Source organism: Pseudomonas sp. CBS (genome assembly GCF_024734645.1).
Classification (GTDB): domain Bacteria; phylum Pseudomonadota; class Gammaproteobacteria; order Pseudomonadales; family Pseudomonadaceae; genus Aquipseudomonas.
The window spans coordinates 545,208-562,207 of sequence record NZ_CP102929.1 but is presented as its reverse complement, the minus strand read 5'-3'; the positions used below and the strand labels follow the sequence as shown (position 1 = coordinate 562,207).

General features: G+C 54.1%; 13 protein-coding genes and 3 pseudogenes. 5 read left to right on the top strand and 11 right to left on the bottom strand.

The genetic code is table 11. The annotated features are described in order from the left end of the window. The first annotated feature begins 255 nt into the window (after window positions 1–255). From NVB75_RS02520 to NVB75_RS02510, 3 genes and pseudogenes are all read left to right on the top strand, one after another. Window positions 256–972 carry an SDR family oxidoreductase gene (locus NVB75_RS02520; protein WP_258348497.1) on the top strand — a complete coding sequence of 239 codons (717 nt, stop codon included), beginning with the start codon at window positions 256–258 and terminating at the stop codon, window positions 970–972. A 687-nt stretch (window positions 973–1,659) separates the two neighbouring features. Continuing rightward, the gene (locus tag NVB75_RS02515; protein ID WP_258345807.1) at window positions 1,660–1,989 is read left to right on the top strand and encodes a hypothetical protein; all 330 of its coding nucleotides are present in this window, start codon (window positions 1,660–1,662) and stop codon (window positions 1,987–1,989) included. Between the two features lie 129 nt (window positions 1,990–2,118). Further along, window positions 2,119–2,448 (top strand): annotated as a pseudogene (locus tag NVB75_RS02510) (ArdC-like ssDNA-binding domain-containing protein); the annotation flags it as partial. Window positions 2,449–2,608: 160 nt separating this feature from the next. On the opposite strand, the pseudogene NVB75_RS02505 reads toward NVB75_RS02510, so the two are convergent. Both NVB75_RS02505 and NVB75_RS02500 read right to left on the bottom strand, forming a co-directional pair. Beyond that, window positions 2,609–2,808: pseudogene (locus tag NVB75_RS02505) on the bottom strand (hypothetical protein). 368 nt (window positions 2,809–3,176) lie between these two features. Then, window positions 3,177–4,157, bottom strand: coding sequence for a LysR family transcriptional regulator (locus NVB75_RS02500; RefSeq protein ID WP_258345806.1), 981 nt, complete (start codon window positions 4,155–4,157; stop codon window positions 3,177–3,179). Between the two features lie 2 nt (window positions 4,158–4,159). On the opposite strand from NVB75_RS02500, the gene NVB75_RS02495 reads away from it, so the two are divergent. Next, the gene (locus NVB75_RS02495; protein WP_258345805.1) at window positions 4,160–5,530 is read left to right on the top strand and encodes an MFS transporter; all 1,371 of its coding nucleotides are present in this window, start codon (window positions 4,160–4,162) and stop codon (window positions 5,528–5,530) included. Window positions 5,531–5,995: 465 nt separating this feature from the next. Here NVB75_RS02495 and NVB75_RS02490 read toward each other — a convergent pair whose 3' ends face one another. Further along, on the bottom strand, window positions 5,996–6,190 hold the full coding sequence (locus tag NVB75_RS02490) for a hypothetical protein (protein WP_090454285.1): 195 nt from the start codon (window positions 6,188–6,190) through the stop codon (window positions 5,996–5,998). A 226-nt stretch (window positions 6,191–6,416) separates the two neighbouring features. Here NVB75_RS02490 and NVB75_RS02485 point away from each other — a divergent pair. Then, window positions 6,417–6,882, top strand: a pseudogene (locus NVB75_RS02485) (helicase-related protein); the annotation flags it as partial. A gap of 326 nt (window positions 6,883–7,208) precedes the next feature. Here NVB75_RS02485 and NVB75_RS02480 read toward each other — a convergent pair. The 8 genes from NVB75_RS02480 to NVB75_RS02445 form a co-directional block, all read right to left on the bottom strand. Continuing rightward, complete coding sequence (locus tag NVB75_RS02480) at window positions 7,209–8,060, bottom strand: glycine betaine ABC transporter substrate-binding protein (RefSeq protein ID WP_258345804.1); 852 nt, start codon at window positions 8,058–8,060, stop codon at window positions 7,209–7,211. A gap of 523 nt (window positions 8,061–8,583) precedes the next feature. Then, the gene (locus tag NVB75_RS02475) at window positions 8,584–9,114 is read right to left on the bottom strand and encodes an NAD(P)H-dependent oxidoreductase (RefSeq protein ID WP_258345803.1); all 531 of its coding nucleotides are present in this window, start codon (window positions 9,112–9,114) and stop codon (window positions 8,584–8,586) included. 87 nt (window positions 9,115–9,201) lie between these two features. Beyond that, window positions 9,202–10,677, bottom strand: a complete 1,476-nt coding sequence (locus tag NVB75_RS02470; protein WP_258345802.1) for an aldehyde dehydrogenase family protein — start codon at window positions 10,675–10,677, stop codon at window positions 9,202–9,204. 57 nt (window positions 10,678–10,734) lie between these two features. Beyond that, window positions 10,735–11,571, bottom strand: coding sequence for a proline/glycine betaine ABC transporter permease (locus tag NVB75_RS02465; RefSeq protein ID WP_258345801.1), 837 nt, complete (start codon window positions 11,569–11,571; stop codon window positions 10,735–10,737). Next, window positions 11,571–12,410, bottom strand: coding sequence for a proline/glycine betaine ABC transporter permease (locus tag NVB75_RS02460; protein ID WP_258345799.1), 840 nt, complete (start codon window positions 12,408–12,410; stop codon window positions 11,571–11,573). The genes NVB75_RS02465 and NVB75_RS02460 overlap by 1 nt, the downstream gene beginning before the upstream one ends. Before the next feature lie 32 nt (window positions 12,411–12,442). Next, the gene (locus NVB75_RS02455) at window positions 12,443–13,531 is read right to left on the bottom strand and encodes a glycine betaine/L-proline ABC transporter ATP-binding protein (RefSeq protein WP_258345798.1); all 1,089 of its coding nucleotides are present in this window, start codon (window positions 13,529–13,531) and stop codon (window positions 12,443–12,445) included. 266 nt (window positions 13,532–13,797) lie between these two features. Next, window positions 13,798–14,673 (bottom strand): dihydrodipicolinate synthase family protein, encoded by an 876-nt coding sequence (locus tag NVB75_RS02450; protein WP_258345796.1) that lies wholly within the window; start codon window positions 14,671–14,673, stop codon window positions 13,798–13,800. A 24-nt stretch (window positions 14,674–14,697) separates the two neighbouring features. Further along, window positions 14,698–16,035 carry an FAD-binding oxidoreductase gene (locus NVB75_RS02445; RefSeq protein WP_258345795.1) on the bottom strand — a complete coding sequence of 446 codons (1,338 nt, stop codon included), beginning with the start codon at window positions 16,033–16,035 and terminating at the stop codon, window positions 14,698–14,700. Window positions 16,036–17,000: the final 965 nt, after the last annotated feature.

Genomic DNA, 17,000 nt, shown 5'->3' with positions numbered 1-17,000 from the left:
ACTTGCGTCCGAGCCTCACCTTCGATGAATCGCTTCATGATCCCCCCGACACGATCTAAACAATCGAAAACTTAGGCAATTAAGGCTGTTTTCGCCGGCGATGATTGGGAGTTGACTGATGCCGAGGACAGCTATCGATCAAGCTAGCTGGCTGTACACTTGGGAAAATCGCATATCGGCCTCGTTACGTTGAAGAGACGTCGGGTGGATTGTGGTATCAATATCAGCTTGAAGATGGATGACGAGAAGGTAACCATGAGCAACAGTCGAACTGCGCTGGTAACCGGTGCAACCAAAGGAATTGGTTTCGCGATCAGTTCCCATTTGAATCAATTAGGGTGGACCGTGGTCGGTGTTGCCAGGCACCCCATTGACAACTTTCCTGGGACGCTGTTGCGCTGTGATTTAGCCGACACCAAACAGACTAGTGAAATGCTTCAGCAGTTGCTAAAGCGAACTTCCATTGATGCCGTCGTCAATAATGCAGGTGTCGCTGCTCCCCAAAGCCTGGAAAATCTTGATCTCGAAACGCTACAAACAGTTATAGACTTGAACGTTCGGGCCTCTGTACAGGTAACACAGGCTTGCCTGCCGTCACTCAAGCGATCTACTGCGGGACGGATAGTGAACGTATGCAGTCGGGCCATTTTTGGAGCCCGAGACAGAACAGCTTACGCTGCTGCAAAAAGCGCTTTGGTCGGAATTACTCGTACTTGGGCGCTTGAGTTGGCGCCCATCGGAATTACGGTTAATGCGGTCGCGCCTGGCCCCATAGAAACCGAGCTTTTTCGAAAAACCAGGCCTGTTGGAAGTGAAAGCGAGCGTAAAATACTTTCCACAATTCCAATGCAAAGACTGGGAACCCCATCCGAAGTTGCCTCCCTGATTACCTTCCTGCTGAGTGACGGAGCATCCTTCGTGACGGGCCAAGTGATCGGCGTTGATGGTGGAGGAAGTCTCGGTGGCAGATAGCGTTGAGATACATATTCCTCAATACGGGCGTTGATCTTTTCACACAGTCTGAGTCGATTCCTGCCGGTCACGCGCACCCAGTGCGCTGGTCAGATCCGAGGCAAACAAATGCTCAGGTCGAATGCAAATGGGTGGTCAAGTCCATGCAATTACGCAGAAGGCGTTCAACTTTGCGGGGTCAGATCAAATTAGGTGGGCACCATCGCCTTTGGCGTCGGAGTCAGGAAGGTGAGTCGGCCGGACGGTTACACATCATCACCCTGGTATCAGGCTCTATTAGAAGCTTGCCGGTAGCGCTCCAAACCTAACCGTTTGTCGGTCAATCCGTTCGAAAAAACAAGGCTGGCTTTCAGCAGACTCAGTTCGTCTAACGCATTGGTTTATCCCGTTGCTATTCACGGACAGCTCGACTAAAACCCGAGGTACGGATCGATGTTATCGACAGCACCTTCCCAGGTAGCCAGAACCTTCAAGGCTACGTCACTTCGGCGATGGTTCTCCCCCCAGTGCGATTAGCGTTCGGTAGTTCGCGCGGTGACCGTTGCTACGGTGATGAACGCTACTGCTCTTCTAAGCGCCTTCCGAGCCCTGGTCCTGAGATAAACCCTCTTAATTTTCTTAAACCCACTGCGGGGAAATCTTCCCCGCACAGGACAGGTTTCTTCGCGTTTTCAACGGAGACCTGACATGCCCGACTTACTTACACAGGAAGCACTGAACACCTTTCGGTTGCCCATCGTGTTCACCCCTGGCGCGTGGCAACGCGCAGTACTGCCCGAACAATCCGATCAAGCTGAAAAGCTACAGGTCGATCGGTTGAGCCACGTATTGCGTGCAGCCTTGGAGGCTCACTTGGCCTGTCCACACGAGGCCTATGTACTGTTCGAGATAATCGACGGTGAACCAAACGCTCACTTAACCCACGAGACATTGCTGCAATTGAGTCTCAGCCTACTCCAAGAACCAGGTCAGCCTGATGCACTACTGATAGCGCTTGCAACAGAACACCAGCGCTAATAGCAATTTGCAGCACCCACCTTCACATTTGCCCGGCAAGCAAAACTGCATCCATACGGCACTTCCCCCAAACGGGGAACCCTCCCCGACGGGCAAGCCGTTCCTTCGTTTTCCCTCGAGGAAATTGCCATGCGCAATATCTACCAAGGCGTGACAGACAAGATCGTTAAAGCTCTGGATCAAGGCGTTACCCCTCGAATAAAACCTTGTTCCTCAAGTGGCTCTATGACGTTAGTTATCATCACCCCTTCCCCAACAACGCCATCACGCGTCGTCCGTATTCAGGCATCAATCTACCGCTGTTCTGGGCAGTGGACAGGTTGCAGGCGTTCACTCAAGATTGTTGGCTGACTTTCAATCAAGCTTAAAAAGCTGGCGGGCACATTCGTAATGGGTAAGCACAGCACTCTGGCGGTTCTCTACAAACCGATGGAGCGCATAGAGCTGACCGAGTCAGGCTAACTTGATGAAGGAACGATGGAGTTTGATCATCACCTCACCGCGGCAATCGCTTCACAGGGCCCAACGCGAGTTGGGCCCTTTTTTCTGGGGCCAGAAACTCCAATGCGAGTGGCTCTAATCTAAAAAGTTAGGAGCTGGCACACACACACGCAGCCTGTCATTCTGCATCCGGGTTCTGCGCCAGATAATCCACCAACTGGAGAGGACTTCGGCTATCGATTACGTTGTAGAGCAGATTACGCTTACTGCGCGCAACTGCTCGACCACGCTCTTCGCCGAGGCCCGGACAGCTTCGTTAGTTCCATGAAGTCGTGCCGCGAGCAACAGCAGCACTAGCGTGGCGTTAGAGAGGTTCATGGCAAGGACCAAAAAATATGCACCGCCGTTAACCGCGAACGTGACCTAGCACCGCGACGACAAGTTGGCCCGCGTGGACCGCCACCTCTGCGCATTTGAACGGTCGGGGCGGCGTCTATTGCGAGAACTGCAATATTGCTTCTCTGGATGCAAGCGAGCCGCCGTCTCTCGTCGATGGGCGTTCGCGCCCCCGTTGATGTCGGGGGTAGCCGAACATCTTTGGGCACTGCCGGCCATGCTCACCGGCATTGACGCCTTCGCAGCATTATGAATAAGTCATGGCGCCCCCCGAGCAGGGAGAAGGAGATCCCCTACTTCCAGGCTGCTGTCATCAATGGCTGTCGCGTCGCCACGCGAAAACGATGCGATCAAGTCCGAGCTGGCACCTCCACACCAAGCCCTGGTTCTTCGGAAACGGCCTTGGCCACAAACTCCATCACGGCACGAACCGTTGCAGATCGACGCATATCACGGTGTACCACCAGCCAGATGTCACGCGAGAACATGCCCTCTCCGTGCTCAAGGCGCATCAACCCAGGCTCCACATCTCCAAGAAAGCATGGCAGGCCGGCCACGCCGGCGCCGGCGCGCGCGGCAGCCAGATGGCTGCTGATATCGCTCAGTTCGCAGCCCACAGTTCGGCTGCCTGCGATCCCCAGCAACCACTGCTGCTGAGGCATGTCTGCGAACTGCGCGTCGTAGGCAATAAAGGTCCAGTCTTCGGGATTGTGCGTCGCTACATAGTCCTGGCTTGCATACAGCGCAAAGGGCATCTGCCCGAGCTTGCGAACGACATTACTGGACTCTTTGGGACGCACCAGCCGCAGTGCCACGTCGGCCTCTCGGCGACTAAGTGACACCTGTTGGGCCTGCGCCGAAACAGACAATTGGATACCCGCATATTCGGCGCGGAAGTCTACCAGCCGACCGGCCAGCAGATGCGTCACAAGCACTGGCGGCGCGCTGAGCGTAACCTTTCCATTCAACGCTTCTTGGCCAGCACGTGTCAGGCGCTCAACTGTGAAGGCTGCGGTTTCCATCATTTTAGCCTGCTCGTAAATCAGCATACCCATCGGGGTGAGTCGGCAGGAACGCGGTAAGCGTTCAACCAACTGAGCTTGTAACTCGGTCTCCAGCGCATTCAGGCGTCGGCTGACGGTAGCGTGATCCACGTTCAAGGTTCGGGCAGCGCCGGACAGGGTGCCAACGCGAGCCACCGCTAGGAAATGACGGAAGTTTTCCCAATCGAACATCTGTGCATTTTCTCCAGTATGGAACGCCTTTTTAAGGAATTTACGCAGATATAGCCGCAGCCTAACATGGCACGTCATCAGTTTTTTTGGACGCATCCATGTCTTACCCTTCTCCTTCTGGGCGCGGTACCCTGCTGGCTGCCTCGCTCGGCTTCGTGGTCGTTTTGCTGGATGTCAGCATCGTCAATGTGGCGCTGGATACATTGCGCCAAGAATTCATTACCGATGTGGCTGGCCTTCAATGGGTAATCAACGCCTACACACTGGTCTTTGCCGCACTGCTGCTGACCAGTGGAGCACTCGGAGACCGCTTCGGCGCGCGGCGGGTCTTCCTGTCAGGTTTTATAGTGTTCGCCCTGGCGTCGACAGCCTGTGGCCTGACCAGCAGCCTGCCGATGCTGGTTATCGCTCGACTGATTCAGGGCCTGGGCGCGGCGCTACTGGTACCCAACTCGCTTGCTATGCTGCAACAGGCATTCCCGGATCGCGAGCAGCGCAGCCGAGCGGTCGGCTGGTGGGGTGCCTTCGGCGGGATCTCGCTGGCGGCCGGTCCGGTGTTAGGCGGGCTGCTGGTAACACACGTGGGCTGGCGCAGCATCTTCCTGCTCAATCTCCCAATCGGTTTAATCGGGATCTGCCTGACGCTGCGCTACGTGGTCCCCCATGGCGGCAGTCATCGCCGCAGCCTCGATTGGGGTGGCCAGGCAACCATTATCTTGGCGCTGGCCGCGCTGACCACGGCGTTGACCGAGGCCGGCCCGCTCGGCTGGGAGGATGGCTTAGTGCGAGGAAGCTTACTGTTGGCTGTCATCGCGGCCCTGGGATTCGTCTGGATCGAAAGCCGTAGCCTCTCACCGATGCTGCCCTTGGCGCTGTTCAAGATTCCGACGTTCGCCGTGGCCTCGGTTGCTGGTGTGGTGGTTAACTTCGCATACTACGGGTTGATCTTCGTTTTCAGCCTGTTCTTCCAGGTCCAGCAGCACCTCTCGCCACAACTTGCGGGACTGGCGTTCCTTCCCATGACGGTCGTGCTGATGGCAGTCAATGTGCTCGCGGGGCGCCTGATTACACGTATGGGGGCTCGGTTCTTGATGATCCTGGGTTTGGTACTGGCGGCCCTCGGTTATTTGTTGCTGATGTCGGTCAGCATCGAGGGTGCCTATTGGCTTATGGTGGTTCCGATGCTGCTTGCGTCCAGCGGGATCGCACTGATGGTGCCGACGATGACTAATGCGACGATCTCATCGGTGGACGTCTCGCGTGCGGGGATCGCTTCCGGCGTGCTCAATTCTGCGAGGCAGGTCGGCGGCATGCTGGGCGTGGCAATCTTTGGCTACTTGATTCAGGACACGGCGCCGGACGCTTTTATGCGCGGCATGCATATGTCGATTGGAATTTCCGTCGCACTTCTGTTGTTCGGGAGTGTTTTGTGCTGGGTGGGCATCCGACCGGATCGCACCAAGACTTAAATGGGTTTATGCCGTCCCACCGTATGACCAAAGCTGGTGGCTCCCTCCTCCGAACCGACGATGTGCCATAGTCCAAGTCCCGGCGTGGCGCGTCTGCGTTTGAGGAGTTAATCCCCGGGACGGGGGCTGCTTTTTTATGCGCCTACTCCGGTATAAAAAGGGGCGGCAAAACGAGTGTCACATCGACTTATGCCTCGGCCTGCTCAAGGCTAAAAAAGCGTGATCTTTCGCGCCATTGATCACGCCCGCAGCGCTTAGGCGTGTGTGCTCAACTTGGAGCGGCCACTGAAGCTGGCGGTAGTGGATGACTCAAGATGCATGTTGATGAAGTTTGCTAATTCCCTTACCGCTGCGATGTGCTAACAGGACTCAACAAAAATTAGGCTCTTTTTCTGCGCCCAGCTCTCATGCCGCAGGAGTCCTGATGTAATGAGTCAGAGACTGCCAGCCCCATCGAAACTGTCATTACGAATCTAGGTTCTGTGCCAGAAAATCCACGAGCTCGAGCGGACTTCGGCTGTCGATCACCTTGTAGATCAGATCGCGTTTACTGCGCGGCAACTTCTTGACCACGCTCTTCGCCGAAGCCCTGACGGCTTCGTCGGTCCCATGGATACGTGCCGCGAGGAGTAGCACAAGCGTGGCGTCAGTGAGGTTCATGGCAAGCCCCGAAAAAATATGCACCGCAGTGTACCGACTCTTGTCTTTTCCGTACTAGCCCTCGACAAATCAATGCCTAGCCGATACCCATGTTTCTATTTCCATACAAAAGGCCACGCGCCAAAAGAACGCTAAGGGTTGGAAGGGAATGAATATTCAAGACTACGCCGACGACTTGTTCTACCTCCAGTTCCGGAACTCACCAAGCGCATGATCGAGGGCGGATACCCGCGACACGCTGGCATTTGTGCTGGCGCTCTTCGGCCGCAATCAACTGATGCCACATATGCCGGCGCTGCTGAACTTGTGCATCGAGGAGAAGGCAAAAAGCCGCAAGGTCTTTGCAAACATAGTCTACAGCGGGACGCGCGAAACCACGTCCAGACTGAAGAAAGTTCTCGAACAGGCAGGCCTCCGCGTTGCGGTACTGCAGCCACGGTTGAAACGGCTCGGCGCGAGCATTGGATTCTCGACCAGGTCGACCGCGTGTCGAAGTGCTGCTCACCAACCCGGAGCTGGTCAAGACCAGTCTGGACCTGCTGGACTTCGCAACAATCGCGTTTCTGCCGGCGGGGTATAACGTGGACACTCTACAACAAGCCGCGCGGCGGTCTTGGAGGATCGGGCAGAAGCACCCAGTCCATGGGGTTTTCTTCGGCTACGTCCGCAGCTCGCAGATCACCTGGCGTCAGCGTGGGAACGCTGCGCTTCCATCCACTCTTCTGCAACACCTACCTCGTTGAGCGCCGCAGAGGCGCGTACCTAAAATCATGGCTGGACATGGATTCCATGTGGAGTTCAGAAAACGAAAAAAGCGGCTCAAGGCCGCTATTTCGATGACTGCCAGGCGTCCTTTAGGCTTTGGGGGACGCAGATATGGCGCAGCGGACGAAACACTCATTCCGCGCGCCTTACTGGTATTCCTGCATGAGGACGACTTCCCAGCCATGGGTTATCGCAATCAATACCGACCACGAGTGGCTCGTGAACATCATGCAGGACTACGGTCTGGGCCCTGTTATTTCTCGGACATCACAGACCATTGGTTGATCAACTTGGTGTTGGCGTCCCACCATTTTTGGACTGCCTGATCAACGTTCATACCATCATTAATAGACACGTTGATGGCCGTTACGTCGTCAATCGGAACGAAGACACTTGCGACAGCCTCCCGGGCACGAGGATTCTCGGTGGAAAAGCCCTTCTTGGCAATCCAGTAGTAGCTTTGCGGCGCAGGGAATACGCCTTTAGGGTCTTCCAGGTAACGGACTTTGAATCTCATGTCCATCCAAGAGGGCTGCCACAGCATTGTAACAATCGGAGCCTTTCGCTCGATGGCTGATTGTAATTGAGCAACCATGGCTGCAGTGCTTCCGTCCACTAACGTGTATTGTAAGTCGTACTGTTTAATAGCATCAGCGGTTTGTTGCATGATGCCAGCACCCGACTCGATACCAATGATCTTCGCCCCGACCTGGTCTTTGATTGAGTTCAACTCATCAATGGTCTTGATCGGCATATAGTCGGGTACCACGATGCCCTGGTGCAAACCATGGGAAACAGCTGAAACCTTTTCAAGACGTTTGTAGTTTTTCTTCCAATAATCAGCGGTAATGTTGTTGATGTGGGACACCATCAAGTCGACATCCCCCCTGGCGAGAGCGGCGAAGCCAATGCCCCAATCAGGGAAAGTTACCAACTCAACTTTATAACCCTGTTTCTCCAGGAATTTTTGTGTAATCTGAGACAAGGGCATGACGTCTTCCCAGGACAGCGTACCGATTTTGATCGTTGTTTTTTCTGCTGCCTGGCTAAAGGCAGCAAAGAGACACATCAATGAAACGGCCAGGACCTTCAACAGCTTGTGCATAGTTTGACCCTTCTTTTGTGCATGAAATATAAACGCAGAATGTTCTGCAGCTATTGGTTTCGTACAACGTTGCTGTCCCTACCTGCTCTAGGTTGGGCCACGTCCCTGTGTGGTTACCCCCTACCCAGGATCACCCTGACGAGTCGAATGGACTTCACCAGAATCGCGGTTTGCGCACATCCAGGCACATTTATGGCCGGAGTATTCACCTCGCCCATGGCGAGATACGCATACGCTGTCAGCGGCGCAGGATGCGAAAGACCATAGACCTCGCTCTCTGCGCGACTTATTTCAAATCAGGTTTGACCAAGCTCGAGAATCGGGTATTTGATAAATGTTTAGTGCACACTTGCACACTAAACACGTGAAGGCAGGAGTAAAAATTTTTATCATCACTGGGGACTCTCTTTTTGTTATTAGATTAACCCGTGCACAAACATTTATTATTCGAGCGTAAAAAGCGTCAAACGCCTATACACCGACTGCATCATTTGCACATCGGGCACTAAACCTTTTCCATACGCTATCCACAGCCGCAGGACGCTACAAACTCACGATATTGCTCAGTACTGATCGCTAGCTCCTCATCGCTCAGACTTTCCAGTCCACTCAAAAAGAATCCAGGCTGATAGAGCATCTCCACGCGAAACGCCAACACTTCAAACGGACTGGTCAACTCTTCAAGCGTGCGACCGTAACGGCCTCCTTTTTCATAATCAGAAGCTTTGGAGTAAGTCGAGACGGCAATACACAGCGTCTTACCTGCAACAGCCCTGCCGCCACCATATGCCCAGCCCGGGGCAAAGACATCGTCTATCCACTGTTTGAGCAACGGCGTGCAGTTGTACCACTGCATCGGAAATTGCAAAACGATTCGATCATTCGCCTCAATCAATCTCTGCTCTGCAGCGACGTCGATCTTGCCATCTGGGTACCGCCCATACAGATCGATCACTGTAACACCCGGCAGACTTTCGATTGCGTTGCGCCATGCGGCATTGATACGTGAGTTGGACAAGTCCGGATGGGCCACGACTACCAATGTGTTCGCCAAAACCTACCTCCTGCGGGCCCAGCATTCGCCGGGCTGTTCAACCTGATGATGGCGATGGGTGAGCAGCCCCCCTCGCGCATGGTAGCTTTACTTGATATACCAACCCCAAGGGTCCCGACTTATGTAAGTGGTGACCTGCTTGGTTTCCAGATAATTCTCCAACCCCCACTTGCCAAGCTCACGGCCGATCCCGGATTGTTTGTAACCTCCCCAAGGCGCCTCGGTGAAGGTTGGCTGAGAACAGTTGATCCAGACGATGCCAGCACGCAAAGCCGCGGAAACCCGATCAGCGCGCACGTTGTCTTGTGTCATTACCGCCGCAGCCAGACCGAATCGGCTGTCATTGGCCAGGGTCAACGCTTCGCTTTCGGTGGTGAAGCGGCGAACGCAAACTACCGGACCGAAGATTTCCTCTTTCCAGGCATGACTGTCCAGCGGCACCTCGGTGAGAATCGTTGGTTGGAAGAAATACCCCTGGCTAAACTCCCCAGGCCTGTGACCGCCAGCGACCAATTGCGCTCCATCCTCCTGAGCACGTGCCACCGCAGCGATGACCTGGTCAAGTTGCTGTTTTGACACTAATGGGCCCAGCAGGACACCCTCCTTGAGACCATCCCCCAAGGTAATCTTTTTGGCCTCCTCGATAAGGCGAGTCAGCAGCTTGTCGTAGACGCCGTCCTGAACCAAAACTCTCGACGTAGCTGAGCAGACCTGACCCTGATTCCAGAAAATTCCGAACATGATCCATTCAACGGCGCCTTCAATATCAGCATCGTCAAATACAATCAGCGGCGACTTGCCACCCAGCTCAAGGCTTATGCGTTTGATGTCCTTGGCGGCCTCGGCCATGATCTGCGAACCAATACGGCCAGATCCCGTAAACGCCAACTTATCCACCTGTGGATGGCTCACCAACGCTTGGCCGGCTTCTGCGCCAAGTCCCGTCACAATGTTTAATACGCCTGCCGGCAGTTCTGCTTCTTGGACAATTGCGCCCAGTTCCAATGCGGTCAGTGAGGTATTTTCAGCAGGTTTGAGCACAATGGTGCAACCTGCTGCCAATGCTGGAGCGACCTTCCAGGACGCCATCAACAAAGGGTAGTTCCACGGAATGATCCCACCGACTACGCCGACAGCCTCCCGGCGTACTCGCGTGCGAAATCGGTCATCGGAAATCGCAATGTCGACAACACTGGTGTCGTCGAGCTGCTCGGCAAGCCCAGCGTAATACTCAAAACAACCCGCAGCGTCACCAATGTCCCAGCGCGCCTCGGGCAGCGGCTTGCCATTGTCCAGTACTTCAAGACGCGCCAACATTTCCGAGCGCTCACGAATCAGTTCAGCGATGCGTCGCAAATAGGCGCCACGCTGGGCACCTGTGGTGTTTGGCCAACCGTCCTTATCAAAGGCGCGACGTGCGGCGCTGACGGCCAGCTCAATGTCTTCAGCAGTGCCTTTAGGGATGACATGAATGACTTGCTCTGTGGCTGGGTTGATGACGTCCAGCTGACCTTTGTTGACCGGGTCGGTCCATCGACCGTCAATGAACAATTGAGTACGCATGCTCTCTCCAAGACTTTTTGTGTATGAACAACCGCTACAATTTCGAGCCGGTAATGATCAATGTTTGAGAAACCGTGCAGGCACCGTTCCGCGGCAAACCCGGTCGATGATCAACGCCAGGATCACAATGGCGAGGCTCGCGCGAACGCCTAAGCCAAACTCCATGCGGCTCAATCCGCGCGTCACCTCGGAACCGAGCCCGCCGGCGCCGACCAGCCCCGCCAGCACGACCATTCCCAAGGACAAAAGGACGCATTGGTTGACGCCGACGAGCAACGTCGGCAATGCAGAAGGCAGCTCAATTTTCCACAAGATTTCCCGTGGTTTTGCACCGATCGCGGCGCCAAGTTCAAGTCGATTCAACGGGATCTGACTCATCGCTAAAATGGTCAGACGAATCATTGGCGGGATACCGAAGATAATGGTGGCCAGCAAAGCGGGAACCGCGCCCAGTCCGAACAACACCACCGCAGGGACTAAGTAGACCCATGGCGGCATGGTCTGCATGACATCCAGCACTGGACGCGAGAACACCTTCAGCCGCTCGCTACGTGACACCAGTACCCCCAAAATAATGCCAATCGACAGTGAAAAGGCTACGGCGATAATGATCAGCGCAATCGTATGTACCGCCGGAGCCCACATCCCCAGTGCAAGGCAGCAGCCAAGGCCAATGAGGGTCATTAGGCCGACTCGCCAACCCGCGATAAGTGCGCAGATGACGGAAAGGCAGCCGATCATTATCTGCGGCGATCCCAAGGAAAGCAGTGTGACAATACCGCCGATCAGCACATCAAAAAAAAGCGCAATATTTACGAACACGTCATGGAAATTGCTATTTAGATAACTTAGAAATGGCGCGACTACGGAACCAGGGGAGATGCTCAGTTCCATCACACTGCTCCTTTTTCTGTAGTGCACACGGCCTGGGAGATACGGTCGAGAATGATCGTCAGCACCACGATGGCGATTCCGGCATTGACGGCCAAATCGATCTTGAGGGTTCGCACAGCTTCATAAATGGTCTGCCCCAACCCGCCAGATCCGGCGATGCCAGCAATGACGACCATGCCAAAGCTCAACATCAGACTCTGGTTAATGCCCGCCAGGATCGAAGGGATGGCGAATGGCAGTCGAATTTTCAAAACCTGCGACACAGGCTTCATGCCCACCGCCGAGCCCAACTCACAATACTGCGTTGGCGTCATGAAGATGCCGTGTGCGGTAAGCCGCAAGGCAGGCGGAATCGCAACGAGGCAAGTAGCCCAGATGGCCGTCGCGGGCCCGTACCCTAGCAAGGCGATACCTGGTAGCAAGAAGATGTACGGGGGCATGGTTTGGATGAAATCCAGCACCAGTTCGGCACTGTATTTCCATTTTGCCGACAGCCCCACCAGCACTCCCAGCGGGATAGCAATCAGAAGCGCCAGCAAGGTTGAGCTGAACACCAGCGTGAGCGTAGCAATGGTTTCGGTCCACAGACCCATGGCCTGGCACAACCAGAGTCCAGCAGCGGCGATCACCGCGAAAAACACACCATTGAGTCTCCAGCCAACCAGAGCTACGATCAGGACGACGCCCCACCAAGGTGCGATCATCAACAGAAAATTAAACGCTCCATAGGCCGCTTCCATGCCTGTGCTAATCGCCGCAAAGAACCCGGACGCTTCGTCGATCAACCACGCCAAAGACGTATCGATCACAGCGTCGAATCCCTCGATGATTGAATTCATACTCTTCTCCCATAACCCGGTGGCTTCAAGACTCAAGCCAGGTCGAGACCGCGTACGGCCCTGAGCAAGGTTTCACGGCAAACGGTACCGACGATCTGGCCATCCTGCTTGATGGCAACCACGTCTTCACGCTTACCCACGGCTACATCGATAAGCGTCTCGAGATCTGCATCAATATCGACACTGGCCAGCGCGTCCAGCGAACGCCCGCCAAACTGAGCGAGGTCACGACTATCGATACGTTTGAGCATCGAGCGCGCCTTAAGCAACTTCAATCGAGAAATGCCTTCCATGAAACTGGCAACGTATTCATCAGCCGGGTTGAGCACCACTTCTTCCGGGGTACCGATCTGGATCATTCGGCCCTCTTTCATAATTGCGATGCGATCACCGATGCGGATGGCTTCGTCGATATCATGGGTAATAAAAATGGTGGTCTTGCGCAGTTCGCTGGAGAGCTTTTTGAATTCAATCTGCAGTTGCTTGCGGATTAACGGATCGAGCGCGCTGAACGGCTCGTCCATCAGCAACACATCCGGGTCGGCGACCAATGCTCGCGCGATGCCGACGCGTTGTTGCATGCCCCCGGAAAGCTCCTGAGGGTAGCGATTGGCCCAATTACCCAGGCCAACTTTGTCCAGAGCCTCCTGACTCTTTCGCACGCTATCGGACTTGTTGATGCCCTGCACTTCAAGTGGAAGCATCACGTTCTCCAGCACCGTGCGATACGGCAACAGAGCAACGTTCTGGAATACCATGCCCATTTTGCGGGAGCGCAGGTCTCGCAATTCGCCAGATGCCATTTTGCAGATGTCCTGGCCGTGGATGAGAACCTCACCACAGGTCGGGGCTATCAGTCGGTTGAAATGCCGAATCAATGTCGATTTTCCACTACCGGACAAGCCGATAATGCAAAACGTCTCTCCCTGCTGCACGGCAAAGGTCGCATCCGCAACGGCGACGACTGAGCCATGTTGCTTGAGTAACGCATCCTTGCCTTCGGTAAAACGCTTTGCGGCATCTATCGCCACAGGGTTCTGATTGCCGAATATTTTCCAAACGCCGCGACATTCCACAATTGGCGCCGCGACGGTTTCAGTAGGTTGAGTAATCATATTCATAGGCCTATCCGGAAGCTGATTATTTTTTTCGGTCAAGCGCCTTCAATTGCGTCGACCGGGCATCGTCCATTACCAGACATCTGCACCCACTTTCCGGCGAACTCCCCGTTTATCCTTCCACCAGGTTTCAAAACGCCCGTACGTTTATCGACAATGAGAGGGCTTGGGATGTAATCCCCGACCAATGCGCCGACTAAAATCACCGCTTTCTCCCTGCGGCTAAAATCGCGGCAAGGAGCCCAGTTGCGGCTTTACAGCCTTTCAGGTCAGCCGCGGAGAAGCGGCTCAAGAGAGGCTTTGAGCACCGTCGCTTCCTGCTCACTGATGCGCCGTTGCGGCTTGCGCAAATTGCCCGGACCGAAGCCACGCAGATGAGCGGCGTAAAGCACACTTGGAATATAGTTGGTGGTCTGCACCAGCAGCAAAGAAGGGAGCATGCGGCCCCACAGAGCAAAGGCCTCGTCGTAGCGCTTTTCCTGAACGAGGTTGTAAAGATCAACCGACTCGCGTGGCATGTAGTTGGCAGCCCCCCAGATAGCGCCTTTTGTACCCGCCAAGAAGGCATACAATGTGAGGGTGTCGCCGCCGTTCAACACCCCGCCCCCACTTTGAAGGTACTGCTGCTGAACGGTGAAATCGCCGCTGCTATCTTTGATGTAATTGAAGTTTTTCAACTGCTGCAGACGGTCCAGCAATTGCGGAGAAATTGAGATCTGAGTAGCGTATGGGATGTTGTAGCCAATGATGTCGATATTCACCGCTTCGTCGATCTCGCGGTAAAACTCAAAGAGGCTGTCGTCATCACTCGGGCCTTCCAGGTATGGTGGCAAAACCATGAGTGCGTCCGCGCCTATACGCTCGGCATGTTTGGAGCGACGCACCACTTCATCAATATTCAAAGCCGACGTTTGGCAGATGACGTTGACACGACCGTTAATTCGCTGGATGCCAACTTCATACAGCTTGTTACATTCGGCTTCTGTTAAATAGGGGTGTTGGCCCGTACCTGCACCGAGTACCAACCCATGCACGCCCGCCTCAATGTACTGGTCGATGAGTGTCTCGAAGGCGACATAATCGATCTCGCCACGCTCGTCGAAAGTGGTTTGCATTGCAAGGTTGATGCCGGCCAGATTTGCCATTGCAAATTCTCCTATTATTAAATATTAAACTTCTTGTCCAGCTTCTTTGAAACGACGTCCGGTGACGAATTTCACACCCAATGACGTGATGATTTCCGGATAAGCGCGGGACGGAGCTTTACGCCGCTTGAGGATTTCAATAGTGGTAGAGCTCATACCTGAAGCCAGTTCGGCCAGTGCTTTTCCGAATGCCGTACCGCGGGACACACCGGTACCGTTGCAGATACCAGTACCGTAAACATTTTCGGCGAGTTTGCCCCAGATCATTCCGCCATTCTGGGACAGGGTCAGTAGCCCGCCCCAGCTGGACTCAAACCCCATGGAGGCGAGTTCTGGGTAGCGCCTGTCGAACGATAACTGCTGTTGCAGGCTTGCTTCATGCACATCTTCGGTCGTGGTTTTGAATTTCTTGGCGTACGAATACACGTTACGAAAGATCAGCCGATTGTCGTTAGTTCGACGTACCGTCGTACCAAAACTGTTTGCCGGAATAAGCCCGAATGCACCCGACCCGCAGCCCGCAAGCTCCTTCTCCGTCAACGCTCGCGTCATACTGGCGAACGTGTAGACCGGGATAGCTGAGTTCTTGTAAAAGCCGAAGTTTGTCAGGTAGCCCGATGCGCAAATGATCACTTTATTCGCTTTGATCACGGCTTGAGGCGTTTCAAACACATGATGCGGTTTACCAAACTTGGCAGAGGTGATAATCGTGTTTTCGTGAATCCTGACATTTTTTGGAAGTGCGCGCGCCGCATTCATCATGTACTTAGCAGGCTGAAGAAGTACGGTGCCGGGGTGATGAATACCTTTGATGTAATGCTTGCTGCCCGTGAGTTCGCGCATCGCCTCAGCATCCATCCAGCTATATTGTTGTCCCATGGCGTCAAGCGCTTTGGAGAAGTGCTTGAGATCTTCCACGCCTTGCACCGTGGCAGCGCTGTGATATTTCCCTTGGGGATCCCAGTCGCACTCAACACCGGATTCAACCGCACTTCTCATGTATGAGGTGCCTTCTCGGTTGACATGAAGTTCTTCGTGATTGCCCTTCAGGTCCTCGACAAAGTCACGCTTGCGGGGGTTGTGCGCCAGATCAATGGCAAACCCCATGCACCGACCGGATGCGTTGTTGCCAATTCGGCCGGCGTCCACCAACACCACTTGGGCATTGGGATTGAGTTCGGCGTAACGCCGCGCAGCATGCAGCCCCATCCAGCCAGCACCGATCACCAGGCATTCACATGTCACATCGGTGGTGAGAGGATTAAGCGGCAACTCCACCCCACTGGCCAGATACCAACCTGAATCGGTCGGTTCAACCTGCGGCGGTGTCACTTCGATGCGTTTATCAGATGAAAAGGCCAACTTGTGTATCTCCTGAAATAAGAAACTGTCGTTTGGACACCCGTACAATCGAGCTGTCGACTCAAGCAAGCGATCTTAGGGATACCGACTTCGTACAGAGTGCTATTTTTCACACTCATAAAAGCGCTTTATTTCACGTCAAGAACGTCAGCGACTTCTTGGTTTTATTTGAAGCTCAGACCACTTTTGACAAACTATGGATGTACGGAACCACAACGCCAATCCCAGGGAGTTTTTTATGTCGGTACTTATCAGCTCTGCGACTCTTTGCCACTACATATGATCAGTAGATCCGTAAAGCAATTACCCACATGGCATTGATTTACAGATCACATGTATTGCCTCAACGATACGACTCACGAACCATCCGAAAACTGTCGTCCGCCTTCAGAGTGTACGTAAGCTCACCTAGCCAAACATGGAATAGTCCACTGGCAATATAGAATTCCTCTTCTGTGATACTCGGCGCTGCCGGGGCGCGCGTTGCAGCTATCGCGAAGGAGCAAAGAAACATTTCTCACAAGCACCCCATGCCTGGTGAAAACAGCTCATCTGCAATACCATCTAAGAAACCAGTGCACCGACAACTGTGGGATCGGACAATATGATCCGTCTCCGCTATTCGCTTATTGTCCGAGGTATCCAACCAGTCCTAGGTTACCTCCGCCATCGACGCCATCTTGTTGATATCTGCAATCGAAATCGATGCATTTCCTAGAGCCAGCTGGCTGACAAATCTAAGCGATCAATCTGTTTGCAGCGCAGTCTCTGCCAACGGTTTATCGCGAGCTTTACGCAGCTTGCGAGCGTTATGACCCCAACTCCCCGCGCATATCTGTCACAAGCTGCACTCTCGCTCCGTCATCAATATCACGCCTGTCAGGCCCTCAGTCTACCCTCCAACAAGCTCAGTATTTTCTCCTGAATAAAAATTTCTTAAGCCGATTATGCACGCATAAAAAATT